Annotated in this window: 15 protein-coding genes; 13 read left to right on the plus strand and 2 right to left on the minus strand. The window is 44.2% G+C overall.

From position 1 onward, the window contains the following. Nucleotides 1–2 precede the first annotated feature (2 nt). The 3 genes from K4H96_RS05195 to K4H96_RS05205 all read left to right on the plus strand — a co-directional run bounded on the left by K4H96_RS05195 (nt 3) and on the right by K4H96_RS05205 (nt 2,899). On the plus strand, nt 3–941 hold the full coding sequence (locus K4H96_RS05195; RefSeq protein WP_223336747.1) for a ketopantoate reductase family protein: 939 nt from the start codon (nt 3–5) through the stop codon (nt 939–941). A gap of 112 nt (nt 942–1,053) precedes the next feature. Further along, the gene (gene gloA, locus K4H96_RS05200; protein WP_002895748.1) at nt 1,054–1,440 is read left to right on the plus strand and encodes a lactoylglutathione lyase; all 387 of its coding nucleotides are present in this window, start codon (nt 1,054–1,056) and stop codon (nt 1,438–1,440) included. 61 nt (nt 1,441–1,501) lie between these two features. After that, nucleotides 1,502–2,899: a polysaccharide deacetylase family protein gene (locus tag K4H96_RS05205; protein WP_223336748.1), complete on the plus strand. Its 1,398-nt coding sequence runs from the start codon at nt 1,502–1,504 to the stop codon at nt 2,897–2,899. A 93-nt stretch (nt 2,900–2,992) separates the two neighbouring features. On the opposite strand, the gene K4H96_RS05210 is transcribed toward K4H96_RS05205, so the two are convergent. Both K4H96_RS05210 and K4H96_RS05215 read right to left on the minus strand, forming a co-directional pair. Beyond that, on the minus strand, nt 2,993–4,084 hold the full coding sequence (locus tag K4H96_RS05210) for a DEAD/DEAH box helicase (RefSeq protein WP_223336749.1): 1,092 nt from the start codon (nt 4,082–4,084) through the stop codon (nt 2,993–2,995). Next, on the minus strand, nt 4,074–5,054 hold the full coding sequence (locus tag K4H96_RS05215) for a Gfo/Idh/MocA family protein (protein WP_223336750.1): 981 nt from the start codon (nt 5,052–5,054) through the stop codon (nt 4,074–4,076). Before K4H96_RS05215 ends, K4H96_RS05210 begins: the two co-directional genes overlap by 11 nt. A 108-nt stretch (nt 5,055–5,162) precedes the next feature. Between K4H96_RS05215 and udk the strand changes: the two genes are divergently transcribed. The 10 genes from udk (at nt 5,163) to K4H96_RS05265 (ending at nt 14,300) form a co-directional block, all read left to right on the plus strand. After that, nucleotides 5,163–5,798, plus strand: a complete 636-nt coding sequence (udk, locus tag K4H96_RS05220) for a uridine kinase (RefSeq protein WP_032907433.1) — start codon at nt 5,163–5,165, stop codon at nt 5,796–5,798. Between the two features lie 162 nt (nt 5,799–5,960). After that, nucleotides 5,961–6,629, plus strand: a complete 669-nt coding sequence (locus tag K4H96_RS05225; protein ID WP_002904324.1) for a YoaK family protein — start codon at nt 5,961–5,963, stop codon at nt 6,627–6,629. A 535-nt stretch (nt 6,630–7,164) separates the two neighbouring features. Next, complete coding sequence (locus tag K4H96_RS05230; RefSeq protein ID WP_033179260.1) at nt 7,165–8,733, plus strand: 2-isopropylmalate synthase; 1,569 nt, start codon at nt 7,165–7,167, stop codon at nt 8,731–8,733. Between the two features lie 12 nt (nt 8,734–8,745). Further along, on the plus strand, nt 8,746–9,783 hold the full coding sequence (gene leuB, locus K4H96_RS05235) for a 3-isopropylmalate dehydrogenase (RefSeq protein WP_223336751.1): 1,038 nt from the start codon (nt 8,746–8,748) through the stop codon (nt 9,781–9,783). Next, nucleotides 9,780–10,046 (plus strand): DUF1294 domain-containing protein, encoded by a 267-nt coding sequence (locus tag K4H96_RS05240; RefSeq protein ID WP_223336752.1) that lies wholly within the window; start codon nt 9,780–9,782, stop codon nt 10,044–10,046. The genes leuB and K4H96_RS05240 overlap by 4 nt, the downstream gene beginning before the upstream one ends. Before the next feature lies 1 nt (nt 10,047). After that, complete coding sequence (leuC, locus tag K4H96_RS05245; RefSeq protein WP_223336753.1) at nt 10,048–11,430, plus strand: 3-isopropylmalate dehydratase large subunit; 1,383 nt, start codon at nt 10,048–10,050, stop codon at nt 11,428–11,430. 9 nt (nt 11,431–11,439) lie between these two features. Further along, nucleotides 11,440–12,030: a 3-isopropylmalate dehydratase small subunit gene (gene leuD / locus K4H96_RS05250; protein WP_002897735.1), complete on the plus strand. Its 591-nt coding sequence runs from the start codon at nt 11,440–11,442 to the stop codon at nt 12,028–12,030. 100 nt (nt 12,031–12,130) lie between these two features. Further along, nucleotides 12,131–12,910: an L-threonylcarbamoyladenylate synthase gene (locus K4H96_RS05255; RefSeq protein ID WP_049548065.1), complete on the plus strand. Its 780-nt coding sequence runs from the start codon at nt 12,131–12,133 to the stop codon at nt 12,908–12,910. A 184-nt stretch (nt 12,911–13,094) separates the two neighbouring features. Next, nucleotides 13,095–13,532, plus strand: a complete 438-nt coding sequence (locus K4H96_RS05260; RefSeq protein ID WP_223336754.1) for a MarR family winged helix-turn-helix transcriptional regulator — start codon at nt 13,095–13,097, stop codon at nt 13,530–13,532. A gap of 3 nt (nt 13,533–13,535) precedes the next feature. Then, entirely contained in the window at nt 13,536–14,300 is a 765-nt protein-coding gene (locus K4H96_RS05265) for a nuclear transport factor 2 family protein (protein WP_223336755.1), read from the plus strand. The last annotated feature ends 6 nt before the right edge of the window (nt 14,301–14,306 follow it).

The following is a 14,306-nucleotide window of genomic DNA, read 5'->3' on the forward strand; positions in this document are numbered from 1 at the left end:
ATATGAACATTTTGGTTTATGGTGCTGGCACAATCGGTTTGACATACGCTTGGTTACTGTCTAATCAACATCAAGTTACTGTCTTAGTTAGAGAGCATAAGCTGTCTACTTTAGAGCAAGGCTTCACACTTTCTATTAAAGATTTAAGGAAAGACGAACAGGTCTATAAAGAACATCATTTCCAGCCACCATTGGTGACGAGCATTGCTCAAGACTATGACCTGATTCTCTTAACGGTAAATAGTTTGCAACTAGAGCAGGCATTGAATCATTTGGCGGCTATAAAGGAAAAATCTCATATACTTATCTTACAGAATAACTGGAATATCAACTCCAAGATTCCTTCTTATTTGGACAGAAAGCAAGTGTCGTTAGCTTTTCCTTCTTCTGTTGGAGGAGGGCGAAAGAGTGATGGTCGGATCCAAGCTATCATTTTCAAAGAAGCTACGTTACTTGATGATGATTCTTACACATCAGAGTTGTCTCCTATCTTCACAGCTAGTGGGATAGACATTGATGCTATGCCTGACTTGGCTTCTTGGATGAAGGTTCACTGCCTTCAGGAGGCGGTAATGGCAGGTGCAGTTGCAGAAACGGGGACTTTTGATGCACTCTTGAAAGATAAAAAAGCAATTCGAAAGATGATTTGCGCTTGGCGAGAAGGTTTAGAACTCTGTCAGCGATATGGCATTCCTAAACATCGTTATAAACCTACTAAATATCTATCCCTGCCCCTATTTCTCTTGGTTCCAGTAATGAAGTTCATTTTGAGTCAGCCTTTGGTTGCCGAAATGGTCACAAATCATATGCATTCAGGCTATGCCGAATGGGTTGATCAATATTTTGAAATCAAAAGAAGTGCTGAGAAAGAAAGCATTCCCATGCCTCAATGGAATTCGTATAGCGACTTCATCGAACAGTTTTTGAAAAACAATTCTTAGCAAGCCTTATTGGTTTGCTTTTTAGCTGCTTTTATTTACTTTTTTTAAAATTTAATATAAGTTTTGCCCAAAATAGGGTATAATAATAGACAAGAAAGAATGAGGTGAAATTATGGCATCAAAAATGTTACATACTTGTTTGCGTGTTGAGAATTTGGAAGCGTCTATCGCTTTTTATGCAGAGGCTTTTGGCTTTAAGGAGCTGCGCCGCAAGGATTTTCCAGATTATCAGTTTACTATCGTTTATCTAGGTTTGGAAGGCGATGATTATGAGCTTGAACTGACCTATAACTATGATCATGGCCCTTATGTGATTGGGGACGGTTTTGCTCACGTGGCACTTAGCACGCCAGACTTGGAAGGTCTGCATGCTGAGCACAAGGCCAAAGGCTATGAAGTGACAGATCCAAAGGGTCTTCCTGGTAACCCGCCTAATTATTATTTTGTAAAAGATCCTGATGGCTACAAGGTGGAAGTCATTCGTGAGAAGAGTCTTTAACATCTAGCTGAAGTTAATTTTGCAAGATAAATGATGATTTTTATTCATTTAGGACAGGTGTATGAAAAGACAAAATAACAAGAAACACGGTAAGAAAACACTCATTGTTCTCAGCTTGCTCGGTTTAGCTTTTGTTGCTGCTCTATTTCTCGGTGCTGTAAAAATTTACGCTATTTTCCAAGAAAAGGAACTGCAAGAGAAGGTTAGTGTGCTGATTGCCCAAGAAGAGACCTTCCACGCTGAAAATACTGAAAAGCAGAGCAAGATGATTGGCAGCCACTATGTAGAGGCCTTTTATCCTCTGCTGGATGGTCAGGTTATGGCAAGTGTCAAGGAGCAGATGGACGCTGATAGCCAGACGATTAAGGATAATCAGAAGAAGGGCGATAAGATTGAGGAATTGACTTTCTACTATGCTGAGGAAAAAGAAACGAGCCTGAAGGATGTCAAAGAAGTACTGGTGCATCGCAAGGACTATCATGTCAAAGAGATGAAAATCAGTAAAGGAGAAGAGCGGGAAATTGCTGACAGCTATCTCGGTGCAGACGGCAGCCCTTTCACTCTGGATAAGCTCTTTCAGGATCCTGATGCAGCTAAGGAAATCTTCATCAACGAGATATCCAGCCAGCTGACCTTTAGACAGGTCGATGAGGCGGTGCAGACGGAAATTCTCAATAACCTTAATGGAACTGAGTTGAGTCAGTGGTCCTTCCGTTATGAGTACAGCCATTTTTCTATTAAATTGAGCAAGGAAGTGCAAGGCTTAACCAGCATTGACATTCCTTTGTCCAGCTTTTATGACCAGATCAATGCGGACTATCTGACCGGAGATGACTTGGCGGCTTATCAGAGTTTCGAGGCTAAGAAGCATGTGAAAATGGTTGCTCTGACCTTTGATGACGGTCCAGATCCTAAGACAACACCGCAGGCTCTGGATATCCTCAAGAAATACGGTGCCAAGGCGACCTTCTTTATGGTTGGGCAAAACATTGCTGGTAATGAAGCGATTGTCAAGCGCGTGCACAATGAAGGTCATCAGATTGGGATTCATACATGGGACCATCCAGTCTTAACCAAACTTCCTCTGGAATCGGCCCAAAAAGAAATCCTTGATACCCAGACCGCTATTAACAATGTCATAGGCATCAAGCCAACGATTACGCGGCCTCCTTATGGAGCTATTAATGCTACAATCCAAAATTCGGTTGACCAGTCCTTTATCATGTGGAATGTGGACAGTCTAGACTGGAAGACACGCAATACTAAATCTATTATGCAAGAGATTGCTAAAACCCAGCCAGGTTCAATTATCCTCATGCATGATATTCACCAGACCAGTATTGACGCTCTGCCAAGTGTCCTCGAATATCTGAAGAGTAACGGCTATACTTTGGTAACGGTCGATGAGCTGCTGGAAGGCCAAATAGAGCCTCATCGTATTTATTACGGCAGAGACTAAGACGGTCCTTGGGGTTAGATGTTTGAAATCGTTGTTGGCAATGAGTAAAAGCAAAAAGCTTTGGAAACATTAGATTTCCAAAGCTTTTTCAGTTTAACTCGTTACATAAAGTTCTTGATTTTTTAATACAATTTCTCGGACGGTGGCGTATTTTTTCAAAGTTTTCAGTTCTTCAGGATGGCTGATGAGGGTGATGGCGTAGCCTTCCTTGCCCATGCGGCCGGTTCGGCCAGAGCGATGGGTATAGGTTTCTAAATCGCGCGGAAGCTCATAATTGACGACACATTCTAGCGAGTCAATATCAATGCCACGAGCAACCAAGTCAGTGGCTAGCAAGAGAGTAATCTGGTGTTCTTTGAACTTATCCAAAATCACCTTGCGGAACTTAACGTTGACATCGCTGGCCAGAGAAACGGCGTTGGCTTCACGATACTGGAGTTTTTCTTCGGCACTGCCAAGGTCTGACAGAGCGTTGAAGAAGACCAGTCCACGGAATTCTTCAACATTGGATAACTTGCGGAGCAAGTCCACCTTATCACGTTTTTCGACTTGCATGTAAAAGTGCTGGATGTTGTCCAAAACTTGGTCGTCAATGCTGATTTCTAGAGTGTTTTCAGCAATCTTATCGTGGTCGAACTTAGCGGTGGCGCTCATATATACCAGCTGGTGGTCACGAGGCGCATAGTGGGTGATTTTATCTACAAAGTGATACTGAGAATCGCTGAGCAGCTGGTCAAATTCGTCCAAAATGATGGTTTCGACATTCATCATCTTGATTTTCTTGAGCTTGGCCAACTCAAAAATCCGCCCAGGCGTTCCGATGATAATTTCCGGCCCTTTCTTAAGGCGCTCGATTTGTCGCTTCTGACTGGAACCGGAGAGCAGGAGTTGAGCTGTCAGCCCTAAAGGATCCGCCCAAGTCTTGCAAACTTCAAAGATTTGTCCAGCCAACTCGGTGTTTGGAGCTAAAATCAAGAGCTGTTGGGCTTTTTTAGGTGTCAGCCTGAGCAGACTGGGAAAGAGATAGGCCAGAGTTTTACCAGTACCAGTCGGACTGATTCCCAGCACGGTATCGCCTGCAGAAATAGGCTTAAACATCTTCTCCTGAATAGCCGTCAAATCTTCAAAGCCTAACTGAGCCAGCTGATTTTGCCAGCTCGGGGGAAATTGTTCCTTAATCATCATCAACCTCAAATCTAATGCCAGCGTCCTTGCGCATGGCAAATAAGCTTTCGTGAACAGCCGCTGCCGCATCTAACCATTCCTCGTAAACCGCATCCTGTCCGCCCTTGAGCACTCGCGCGAAAGCCTGAGCTTCTTCCAGCATGGTGTGGGAAGCACGCTTGATAGGCAGCACCTCTTCTTGACCGTCCAGATTTTGGAAAATAGCAGAGCTGATAAATTCAATTCCGCCTAAAGTCAGTGTTCCCTGATCTGTGTAAATCTCTGCAGGCAGATTGCTATTTATATTTTTACCCGCCTGAATCTGAACTTGAAAATCTGGATAGATAAGACAGCCGGCTCCATTTAAATCAATCGTATTAGCTAGCTGCTGGGCGCTGTAGCGAGCGAAGCGGGGATGGCCGAAAAGTCTGATAGCCGCATAGACTGGATAGACACCCAAGTCCATCAAAGCGCCGCCAGAAAACTTAGCTGAGAAAACATTAGGCTGCTCTCCCGCAAGCAGAGCCTGCATTTTTGAAGAATACTTGGCATAGGTGAAGTTGGCTCCTAAGACAGTCTTGTCCTTGAGGAAATCACTAATCGTATCAAAGGCCTGCTCATGATAGTTGCGGGCAGCTTCAAAGAGATAGACTTGATGCTCGTCAGCCAGCTTGACCAATTCCCGCCATTCTTTGGGACGAGAAACCGCAGGCTTTTCAACAATGACATGTTTACGAGCCAGAATAGCTACCTTGGCATGCTTGAAATGCAGGCTGTTGGGACTAGCGATATAAACAACATCGATATCGGACGACAGAAAGTCCAGCATTTCAGTAAAAATTGCTGTATTTTCATAGTTTTGCACAAAGCGCTCAGCAGAAGCCAGAGTCCGAGAGTAGACAGCTACCAGCTGATAGTCGCCTGTTGAGTGAGCAGCCTTGATGAACTCATGAGAAATAGAACCTGTTCCGATGATTCCAAGTTTGAACATAAAAACCTCCTTTTTCTATTTTTAAGCATGTACTTTTTTTATTTTAGCTCTTTCATTATAACATGAATTGCGGTAAAATAGATAAGATAACAAGAGATGGAGCTTATAATGCAAAATAGACCTATTATTATTGGTGTAACTGGTGGTTCCGGAGGCGGAAAAACCAGTGTTTCTCGAGCAATTTTGGCTAATTTTCCAAACGAAAATATTGCCATGATTGAGCATGACTCCTACTATAAGGATCAGACGCATCTGACTTTTGAGGAGCGGGTGAAGACCAACTATGACCATCCTTTTGCCTTTGACACGGACTTGATGATTGAGCAGATTAAGGAGCTCTTGGCTGGTCGGCCAGTGGATATTCCCACTTATGACTATACAGAGCATACCCGCAGTAAAAAGACCTATCGTCAGGATCCTCAGGATGTGTTCATCGTTGAGGGGATTTTGGTCTTAGAGGACCAGCGCCTGAGAGATTTGATGGATATTAAGATCTTTGTGGACACAGATGATGACGTTCGGATTATACGCCGGATTAAGCGGGACATGGAAGAGCGCGGTCGCAGTTTGGATAGCGTTATTGAGCAGTATTTGGGTGTCGTTAAGCCTATGTACCATCAGTTTATTGAGCCGACCAAGCGCTATGCGGATGTCATTATTCCAGAAGGAGCTTCTAACAAGGTGGCTATTGACCTGATTACGACCAAGATTGAAAAAATCCTTAAGGAGGCCAGAGAAGGCTAGCACACGTAGCTTTCTGCTCTGTCATTTGAGGAAATAATAGTTGTCAATCTGGCGATCGCAGTAGCTGCAAGATTTTTGAAATATAATCTAGCAGGGGGAAGTGGACGGACTGAAATCTATGATTTTCGGAGTCTGGTCACTCCCTTATTTTGTAGGTGGTTTATGAAACAATTTGTAAAAAGAGAGTTTCACTCTCGTTCAAAATTTTTTGCCTGCCTCTTGACCTTTTGTGCAGGATTTATTGACGCCTATACCTTCATTGAGAGGGGTGGTACCTTGGTGGCAGGTCAGACGGGAAATGTCGTTTTCCTTTCGGTTGAGCTTATCAATCAAGAGACAAGAGGAATCGAAGTAAAATTGGCAACTATGCTAGCCTTTATGCTGGGTATTTTTCTGATGACTGTTTTTCAGCATCATTTTGAGCATTCTTGGCGCAGACTATCCAGCGTTTTTCCCTTGATATTGACGACAACTGTCGCAGGATTTTTGCCAGCAAATATCCCCCATCTCTATATCGTGCCGCCACTGGCTTTCTGCATGGGTCTGGTCGCGACGGCTTTTGGCGAGGTGGATGGTATTGTCTATAACAACTCCTTTATGACGGGGAATATCAAGAAAACCATGGTAGCTTTTGGCAACTATGCTCGAAACAAGAAAGCGAAAGATTTGAAAGAAGGCCTTTTCTTTGTTGCTCTATTGGCAAGCTTTGTAGTCGGAGCCATCATCTCTACCTATCTGATTCAATTTTACCTCCTGAAGACCATCTGGCTTGTTTCCCTGATTCTAACAGCTTTTCTCCTTTTCCGAGGAATTCAGTATATGAGGAGATGAAGAAAGTAGAATGAATCATGTTACGATTCCTGAAAAAATAGAAGAAGCAAAGTTACCTTACTTCTTTTTTCTCGTATTTACAGTTTTAAATCCCCAAAATAATCCAGCATATTAAAAATTTTSAGAAAATATCGACTTTTTCTTGACAGGTTTATGATACTGTGTTAAAATACTAAACAATAAGAAACCATCTCAAAAAGGAGTTAGTCAAACATGAAGTCAACCCAATCTTCAAACTTTGCTTTGTTGTTGCGTTACTCGGGCTAGTGCAAAAGCATTAGTCCTGTTTGGCTTACCAAGCGGGAGTAAATCAACATCTCGCTTGTTCCTCAAGTGAGATGTTTTTTATTTCACCTATCTTACCTCAAGCTCTGATGAGGAAGAAATGGTTTCTAAAGGAGCGACGGGAGTGGGGCTACATCTTGATTTTTCTGAAATCGATTTGTCTCAGACCGTCTCAGTCATTGAACACGACCTAGAAGTTTGGAAAGAATTTTTCCTAATTGGTCTATGTATCTTAGAAAAGGAGTTGTCTATGACACGCAAAGTTGAGTTTTTTGATACCAGCCTCCGGGATGGCGAGCAGACACCAGGAGTGAATTTCTCTATCAAGGAGAAGGTGGCAATTGCCAAGCAGTTAGAGAAGTGGGGGATTTCAGTCATTGAAGCTGGTTTTCCTGCTGCGAGTCCAGATTCTTTTGCTGCGGTGCAGGAGATTGCTAAAGTCATCACAAAAGCTTCTGTTACTGGGCTGGCGCGTTCGGTCAAGTCCGATATTGATGCCTGCTATGAAGCGCTCAAGGATGCTAAGCATCCACAGATTCATGTCTTCATTGCGACCAGTCCTATTCACAGAGAGTTTAAGCTGAAAAAGTCTAAGGAAGAGATTTTAGAAGCTGTGAAAGAGCATGTCTCCTACGCGCGCTCCAAGTTCGATATAGTCGAGTTTTCACCAGAGGATGCGACACGAACAGAGCTGGATTTCCTTTTTCAGGTGGTACAAACAGCAGTTGATGCAGGTGCGACTTATATCAATATTCCAGATACAGTCGGCTTTACTACTCCGGAAGAGTTTGCAAATATTTTCGACTACCTAGTGGCAAATGTGACTTCTGATCATAAGGTGGTATTTGGTGTTCATTGCCATGATGATCTTGGTATGGCAACGGCTAATAGTTTGACAGCTATCAAGCACGGTGCTGGTCGTGTTCAGGGAACTATCAATGGAATCGGTGAACGGGCTGGAAATGTAGCATTGGAAGAAGTAGCAGTTGCCTTAGAGATTCGTCAGGACTATTACCAAGTTGAGACAGACATTGTCCTTAATGAAACCATCAACACTTCTGAGCTGGTATCCCGCTTCTCTGGTATTCCAGTGCCTAAGAACAAGGCGGTCGTTGGTGGCAATGCCTTCTCTCATGAGTCCGGTATCCATCAGGATGGTGTTCTTAAGAATCCACTGACCTATGAAATCATCACACCTGAGCTGGTTGGAGTCAAGAGCAATTCACTGCCGCTTGGCAAACTGTCTGGCCGTCATGCTTTTGTCGAAAAACTCAAAGAATTGGCTCTGGATTTTGCGGAATCTGAAATCAATGATCTCTTTGCTAAGTTTAAGGTCTTGGCTGATAAGAAAAATGAAGTCACGGATGCTGATATTCGGGCTCTGATTGCTGGAACGACGGTCGAAAATCCTGAAGGCTTCCACTTTGATGATCTGCAGTTGACGACCAATGACGACCATACCATCACAGCGGATGTGCAGCTGGTTAATGGTGACGGCGAGACGGTCAGCTGTGTGGCAGAAGGTAAAGGAAGTGTTGAAGCTATCTTTAATGCCATTGACCAATTCTTTAACCAGTCTGTTCAGCTTTTATCTTATAATATCGAGGCAGTAACGGACGGTATTGACTCTCAGGCTCGTGTTTTGGTAGCTGTTGAAAATACGGATACAGATACAATTTTCAACTCCTCTGGTATTGACTTTGATGTTCTTAAGGCCAGCGCCATTGCCTATATCCATGCCAACACCTTTGTGCAAAAGGAAAATGCTGGTGAAATCGGCCATCAGGTATCTTATCGCGATCTGCCTGCAAATAATTAGAAGGAAGCGACTATGACAAAAGAAATTGTAGCTCTGGCGGGTGATGGTATTGGCCCAGAAATCATGGAAGCCGGTCTCCAAGTACTGGCTGCTGTTGCGGGCAAGTTCGGTTTTACTTATCATATCACGGAGAAAGCTTTTGGGGGTGCTGGTATTGATGCGGAAGGTCATCCTCTCCCTCAGTCAACTCTAGAAGCGGCCAAGGAGGCGGATGCTATTCTCCTAGCAGCTATCGGCAGTCCCCAGTATGATAATGCTCTGATTCGGCCAGAGCAAGGCTTGCTCGCTCTGCGCAAGGAGCTTGAACTCTATGCCAATATCCGCCCAGTTAAGATTTTCGATTCTTTGAAGCATTTGTCGCCTTTGAAGGCTGAAAGAATTGCTGGCGTGGACTTCGTGGTCGTGCGTGAGCTGACTGGTGGGATTTACTTTGGTGAGCATATTTTGGAGGACAGATCTGCGCGTGATATTAACGACTACAGCTATGAAGAGGTGGAGCGAATTGTCCGTAAAGCCTTTGACATTGCGCGTGGTCGCAGAAAGCGCGTGACCAGTATTGACAAGCAAAATGTGCTAGCGACATCTAAACTCTGGCGCAGAGTAGCAGATGAAGTGGCCAAGGATTATCCAGATGTGACCTTGGAGCACCAACTGGTGGACAGCGCTGCGATGCTCATGATTACCAATCCTGCTAAGTTTGACGTTGTGGTAACGGAAAATCTCTTCGGCGATATTCTCTCAGACGAGTCCAGTGTCTTGTCAGGGACGCTGGGAGTTATGCCATCGGCCAGTCATTCGGCTGCAGGCCCCAGTCTTTACGAGCCTATCCATGGTTCAGCTCCTGATATTGCAGGGCAAGGTATTGCCAACCCTATCAGTATGATCCTTTCTGTAGCCATGATGCTGCGGGATAGTTTTGCAGAGCTTGAAGCTGCAGAAGCGATTGAAGCAGCGGTTGAAAAGACTTTGGCTCAAGGGATTTTAACGCGAGATCTGGGCGGTCAGGCGACAACAACTCAAATGACGGAGTCAATTATTAATAACTTATGAATTGGATATTAACAGGTATTTGCCTGCTTTGGAACCTTATCGTTTTCCTGCTTTATGGCTGGGATAAGCGTAAGGCTAAGAAAAATCACTACCGCATTCCAGAGAAAACCTTGCTCTTGTCAGCATTGGCAGCCGGAGGTTTGGGCGCTTTATTAGGCGGCCGCCTCTTTCACCACAAGACCAGAAAATGGTATTTCTGGTTGGCTTGGATTTGCGGAATAATAGTGGAAATCGGAATCTTATATTACATATGGAGAAGCTAGTATGGCTGGAAAATCGATTTTTGATAAGCTGTGGGAAAGGCATCTGATAACAGGTGAAGAAGGCCAGCCCCAGCTTATGTATGTGGATCAGCATTATATTCATGAAGTAACCAGCCCTCAGGCTTTTCAAGGTCTTCGAGATGCAGGGCGCAAAGTTAGACGGCCGGATTTGACCTTTGGAACCTTTGATCATAATGTTCCTACGGTCAATATCTATGATATTCGGGATGTGATTTCCAAGGCTCAGATTGATAAACTTTCCGAGAATGTCATGGATTTTGGCATTGAACACGCGGCTCACGGATCGGAGTTGCAAGGTATTGTTCACATGGTTGGACCGGAAACGGGCAAGACTCAGCCAGGTAAATTTATCGTCTGCGGTGACAGTCACACGGCCACTCACGGTGCTTTTGGTGCCATTGCTTTTGGAATCGGTACTTCAGAAGTGGAGCACGTTTTTGCCACGCAGACCATTTGGCAGGTCAAGCCTAAGAAAATGTTGGTCAAATTTACCGGAGTGCCACCTAAAGGTGTCTATTCCAAGGACTTTATCCTCGCTCTGATTGCTCGATATGGTGTGGCTGCAGGTGTCGGTCATGTGGTTGAGTATGCTGGGGATGCGATTGAGCATCTGACCATGGAAGAGCGCATGACTATCTGCAATATGTCTATTGAGTTTGGATCCAAGATGGGTATTATGAATCCCGACCAGAAGACTTATGATTACGTTCAAGGGCGGCCGGGCGCTCCCAAGGACTTTGAGACGGCAGTAGCTGATTGGAAGACTCTAGTCAGTGATCCTGATGCTGTCTATGATAAGGTCATTGAGATTGATGTCTCTCAGCTGGCACCTATGGTGACTTGGGGAACCAATCCTTCTATGGGAGTAGAGTTCGGTGCGGCTTTCCCAGAAATTCGCGATATGAACGACGAGCGGGCCTACAATTACATGGACCTCTCTCCGGGTAAGAAAGCGGAAGATATTGACCTAGGTTATATCTTTATCGGATCCTGTACCAATGCCAGACTCAGCGATTTGCAGCTGGCAGCTAAGTTTGTCGCTGGCAAGCATATCGCTCCCAATCTGACAGCTATCGTTGTACCAGGCTCTCGTCCAGTCAAGCGGGCTGCTGAAAAGATGGGACTGGATAAAATTTTCATGGATGCAGGCTTTGAGTGGCGCGATCCGGGCTGCTCCATGTGTCTGGGAATGAATCCAGATAAGGTGCCAGACGGAGTCCACTGTGCCTCGACCAGCAATCGGAACTTTGAGGATCGTCAGGGATTTGGAGCTAAGACACATCTTTGCAGTCCAGCCATGGCAGCAGCGGCAGCCATTGCCGGGCGATTTGTAGACGTCCGCCAGCTACCGGAGGTCCAGTAAGGAAGGTTTATGGAAAAATTTACAATCTACACGGGGACAACAGTGCCCCTCATGAACGATAATATCGATACGGACCAAATTTTGCCCAAGCAGTTTCTCAAGTTGATTGATAAAAAAGGCTTTGGCAAGTATCTCATGTACGCATGGCGCTATCTGGACAATCAGTACACCGAAGATCCTGATTTCGTCTTTAACAGACCGGAGTATCGCAAGGCGACTATTCTAATTACAGGGGATAATTTCGGGGCTGGTTCCTCTCGGGAGCACGCTGCCTGGGCCTTGGCTGACTATGGCTTTAAGGTAGTTATTGCCGGATCTTTCGGGGATATTCACTACAACAACGAGCTAAACAACGGTATGCTGCCTATTGTTCAGCCACTGGAAGTCCGGCAAGCCTTGGCTAATCTGAAGCCGACGGATCAAGTGACGGTGGATTTGGAGCAGCAGAAGATTTTTTCGCCGGTTGGAGAATTCTCCTTTGACATTGATGGTGAATGGAAGCACAAGCTCCTCAACGGTCTGGATGACATTGGCATTACGTTGCAGTATGAGGATTTGATTGCAGAATATGAAAAAAATCGTCCATCTTATTGGCAATAACCTTATTTTTGCTATATTGAGAAAATTCTGAAAAAACCTTGTCTCCGATAAAAATATATGGTAAAATAAATCTTAATTTATATAGAAAAGGAAGAAACTTATGACAAAACACATTCAATGGAACGGACAGCTTTCACAAGAAGGTTATGACATCTTGAAAGGCGACGGCGGCTGTATCGTTTGCCCGACCAAGGTGGGTTACATCATCATGACCAGCGATAAGGCAGGTTTGGAGCGTAAGTTCGAAGCTAAGGCTCGTAACCGTAATAAGCCAGGTGTTGTCCTCTGTGGCAGTATGGATGAGCTCCGTGCTTTGGCTCAGCTGAATCCGGAAATTGAAGCTTTTTATCAAAAGCATTGGGATGAAGACATCCTCTTGGGCTGTATCCTTCCATGGAAGCCAGAAGCATTTGAAAAGCTTAAAGCCTATGGTGACGGTCGGGAAGAGCTGATGACAGATGTTCGTGGCACTAGCTGTTTTGTTATTAAGTTTGGTAAGGCGGGCGAGCAGCTGGCAGCTAAGCTTTGGGAAGAAGGCAAGATGGTTTATGCTTCCTCAGCCAACCCATCCGGTAAAGGAAACCGCGGTAAGGTAGAAGGAATTGGCGATCGCATCGAAAATGCTGTTGATTTGGTCATTGAAGCAGATGACTATGTAGCCTCTATCCAGCCAGACAAGACCATTGAAACTCGCTACGAGCAAGGTGTTATGGTCTCTATGGTGGACAAGGATGGAAAACTGATTCCAGAACAAGGTGGGCAACGTTCCATCTCACCAGCGCCGGTGGTCATCCGCAAAGGCTTGGATATCGATAAAATCATGATGCACCTGTCCGATACTTTCAACTCATGGGATTACCGTCAGGGTGAATATTACTAAGATAAAAAAGAAGCTCAGTGTGAGAGTTGCCTCTTTGCACTGGGCTTTTTTGTTTGAAGTTTTTAGTTTAAAATCTTTATTCAGTTTAAAATTATTTCCAAATAGAACAAAAAACTTGACAGATGTAATTCCAGGTGTTACAATTAATAAACGATTCGATATAGAAATAAATTGGGGAGGAAGTATGAAAGATAGTCATTTAGCAGCCTATCATATTCGTTTGTTGAATGGGCGGATTTTTCAAAAGTTACTGAATCAGGATCCTGAAGCTCTTTATCGCAGTGAACAGGGCAAGATTCTCACAGTTTTATGGAATAGTGAAACGGGTTGCGCTACGGCGACAGATATTGCACTGGCGACAGGATTGGCCAATAATACGCTGACGACTATGCTGAAAAAGTTGGAAGAGCAGGATTTGGTGACCTTTAGTCAGTGTGGTTCAGACAAGCGAAAAAAATATGTCAAGTTGACGGAGCAAGGTTGGTCTCAGAAAGAAGTTGGCCATCGTGTCAGTCAAAAACTGGATGCTATTTTTTATAAAGGTTTCTCAGAGGAAGAAATTCGCCAGTTTGAAAGTTATCAGGAACGCATCTTAGCAAATTTAAAAGAAAAAGAGGCATAAATCATGTCAAAACAAGTTGAAAATGCGCAAAATCTATATATTTATGCCATCCAAGATGGGCGCGTTGCCGAGGCTCAAGCTCAGTTTGTAGGGGATACCTACATTCAACACTCTACAGGCGTGCCAGATGGGAAAGAAGGGTTTGCGGCTTTCTTTGCAAATTTCTTTGAGCGTCATCCCGAACGTGAGATGAAAATTGTTCGCACCATTGAGGATGGTAATCTAGTCTTCGTCCATGTTCACCAATATCTCAATGGTGGGGAAGCTCAATGGGTGACGACGGATACTTTCCGTGCAGATGAGAATGGTCGTATTGTGGAGCATTGGGATGTCATTGACTACTATCGCGCTCCAGAAAATGGACAGTTAGATCAGATCTTTGGAGATTTTGAAATCACGGATTTGGACAAGACAGTAGCAAATAAAAAAACCGTTCGTCGTTTCTTGACAGAAATCTTTCAAAACGGCGAACTAGAGCAGTGGAGTGATTATGTGGCAGAAGATTTGATTCAACATAATCATGAGATTGGCCAAGGAAGTGATGCTTATAAAAACTATGTGGCTGAACATAGTGTTACTTTTGACTTTGTTTTCCAGCTTTTGGGACAAGGAAACTATGTGGTCAGCTATGGTCAAACTCAGATTGATGGGGTGGCTTATGCCCAGTATGACATCTTCCGTTTGGAGAATGGATTGATTGTGGAGCATTGGGATAATAAAGAAGTCATGCCTAAGGTAGAAGACTTGATGAACAGAGGGAAGTTTTAAAGTGAG

This window comes from Streptococcus sanguinis (assembly GCF_020729765.1).
In the GTDB taxonomy this organism is placed as follows: domain Bacteria; phylum Bacillota; class Bacilli; order Lactobacillales; family Streptococcaceae; genus Streptococcus; species Streptococcus sanguinis_Q.

What these genes read in the sequence shown, in the direction of transcription:
- K4H96_RS05195 (WP_223336747.1), top strand. Translation starts at nt 3, where the DNA reads ATGAACATTTTGGTTTATGGTGCTGGCACAATCGGTTTGACATACGCT.
- gloA (WP_002895748.1), top strand. Translation starts at nt 1,054, where the DNA reads ATGGCATCAAAAATGTTACATACTTGTTTGCGTGTTGAGAATTTGGAA.
- K4H96_RS05205 (WP_223336748.1), top strand. Translation starts at nt 1,502, where the DNA reads ATGAAAAGACAAAATAACAAGAAACACGGTAAGAAAACACTCATTGTT.
- K4H96_RS05210 (WP_223336749.1), bottom strand. Translation starts at nt 4,084, where the DNA reads ATGATGATTAAGGAACAATTTCCCCCGAGCTGGCAAAATCAGCTGGCT.
- K4H96_RS05215 (WP_223336750.1), bottom strand. Translation starts at nt 5,054, where the DNA reads ATGTTCAAACTTGGAATCATCGGAACAGGTTCTATTTCTCATGAGTTC.
- udk (WP_032907433.1), top strand. Translation starts at nt 5,163, where the DNA reads ATGCAAAATAGACCTATTATTATTGGTGTAACTGGTGGTTCCGGAGGC.
- K4H96_RS05225 (WP_002904324.1), top strand. Translation starts at nt 5,961, where the DNA reads ATGAAACAATTTGTAAAAAGAGAGTTTCACTCTCGTTCAAAATTTTTT.
- K4H96_RS05230 (WP_033179260.1), top strand. Translation starts at nt 7,165, where the DNA reads ATGACACGCAAAGTTGAGTTTTTTGATACCAGCCTCCGGGATGGCGAG.
- leuB (WP_223336751.1), top strand. Translation starts at nt 8,746, where the DNA reads ATGACAAAAGAAATTGTAGCTCTGGCGGGTGATGGTATTGGCCCAGAA.
- K4H96_RS05240 (WP_223336752.1), top strand. Translation starts at nt 9,780, where the DNA reads ATGAATTGGATATTAACAGGTATTTGCCTGCTTTGGAACCTTATCGTT.
- leuC (WP_223336753.1), top strand. Translation starts at nt 10,048, where the DNA reads ATGGCTGGAAAATCGATTTTTGATAAGCTGTGGGAAAGGCATCTGATA.
- leuD (WP_002897735.1), top strand. Translation starts at nt 11,440, where the DNA reads ATGGAAAAATTTACAATCTACACGGGGACAACAGTGCCCCTCATGAAC.
- K4H96_RS05255 (WP_049548065.1), top strand. Translation starts at nt 12,131, where the DNA reads ATGACAAAACACATTCAATGGAACGGACAGCTTTCACAAGAAGGTTAT.
- K4H96_RS05260 (WP_223336754.1), top strand. Translation starts at nt 13,095, where the DNA reads ATGAAAGATAGTCATTTAGCAGCCTATCATATTCGTTTGTTGAATGGG.
- K4H96_RS05265 (WP_223336755.1), top strand. Translation starts at nt 13,536, where the DNA reads ATGTCAAAACAAGTTGAAAATGCGCAAAATCTATATATTTATGCCATC.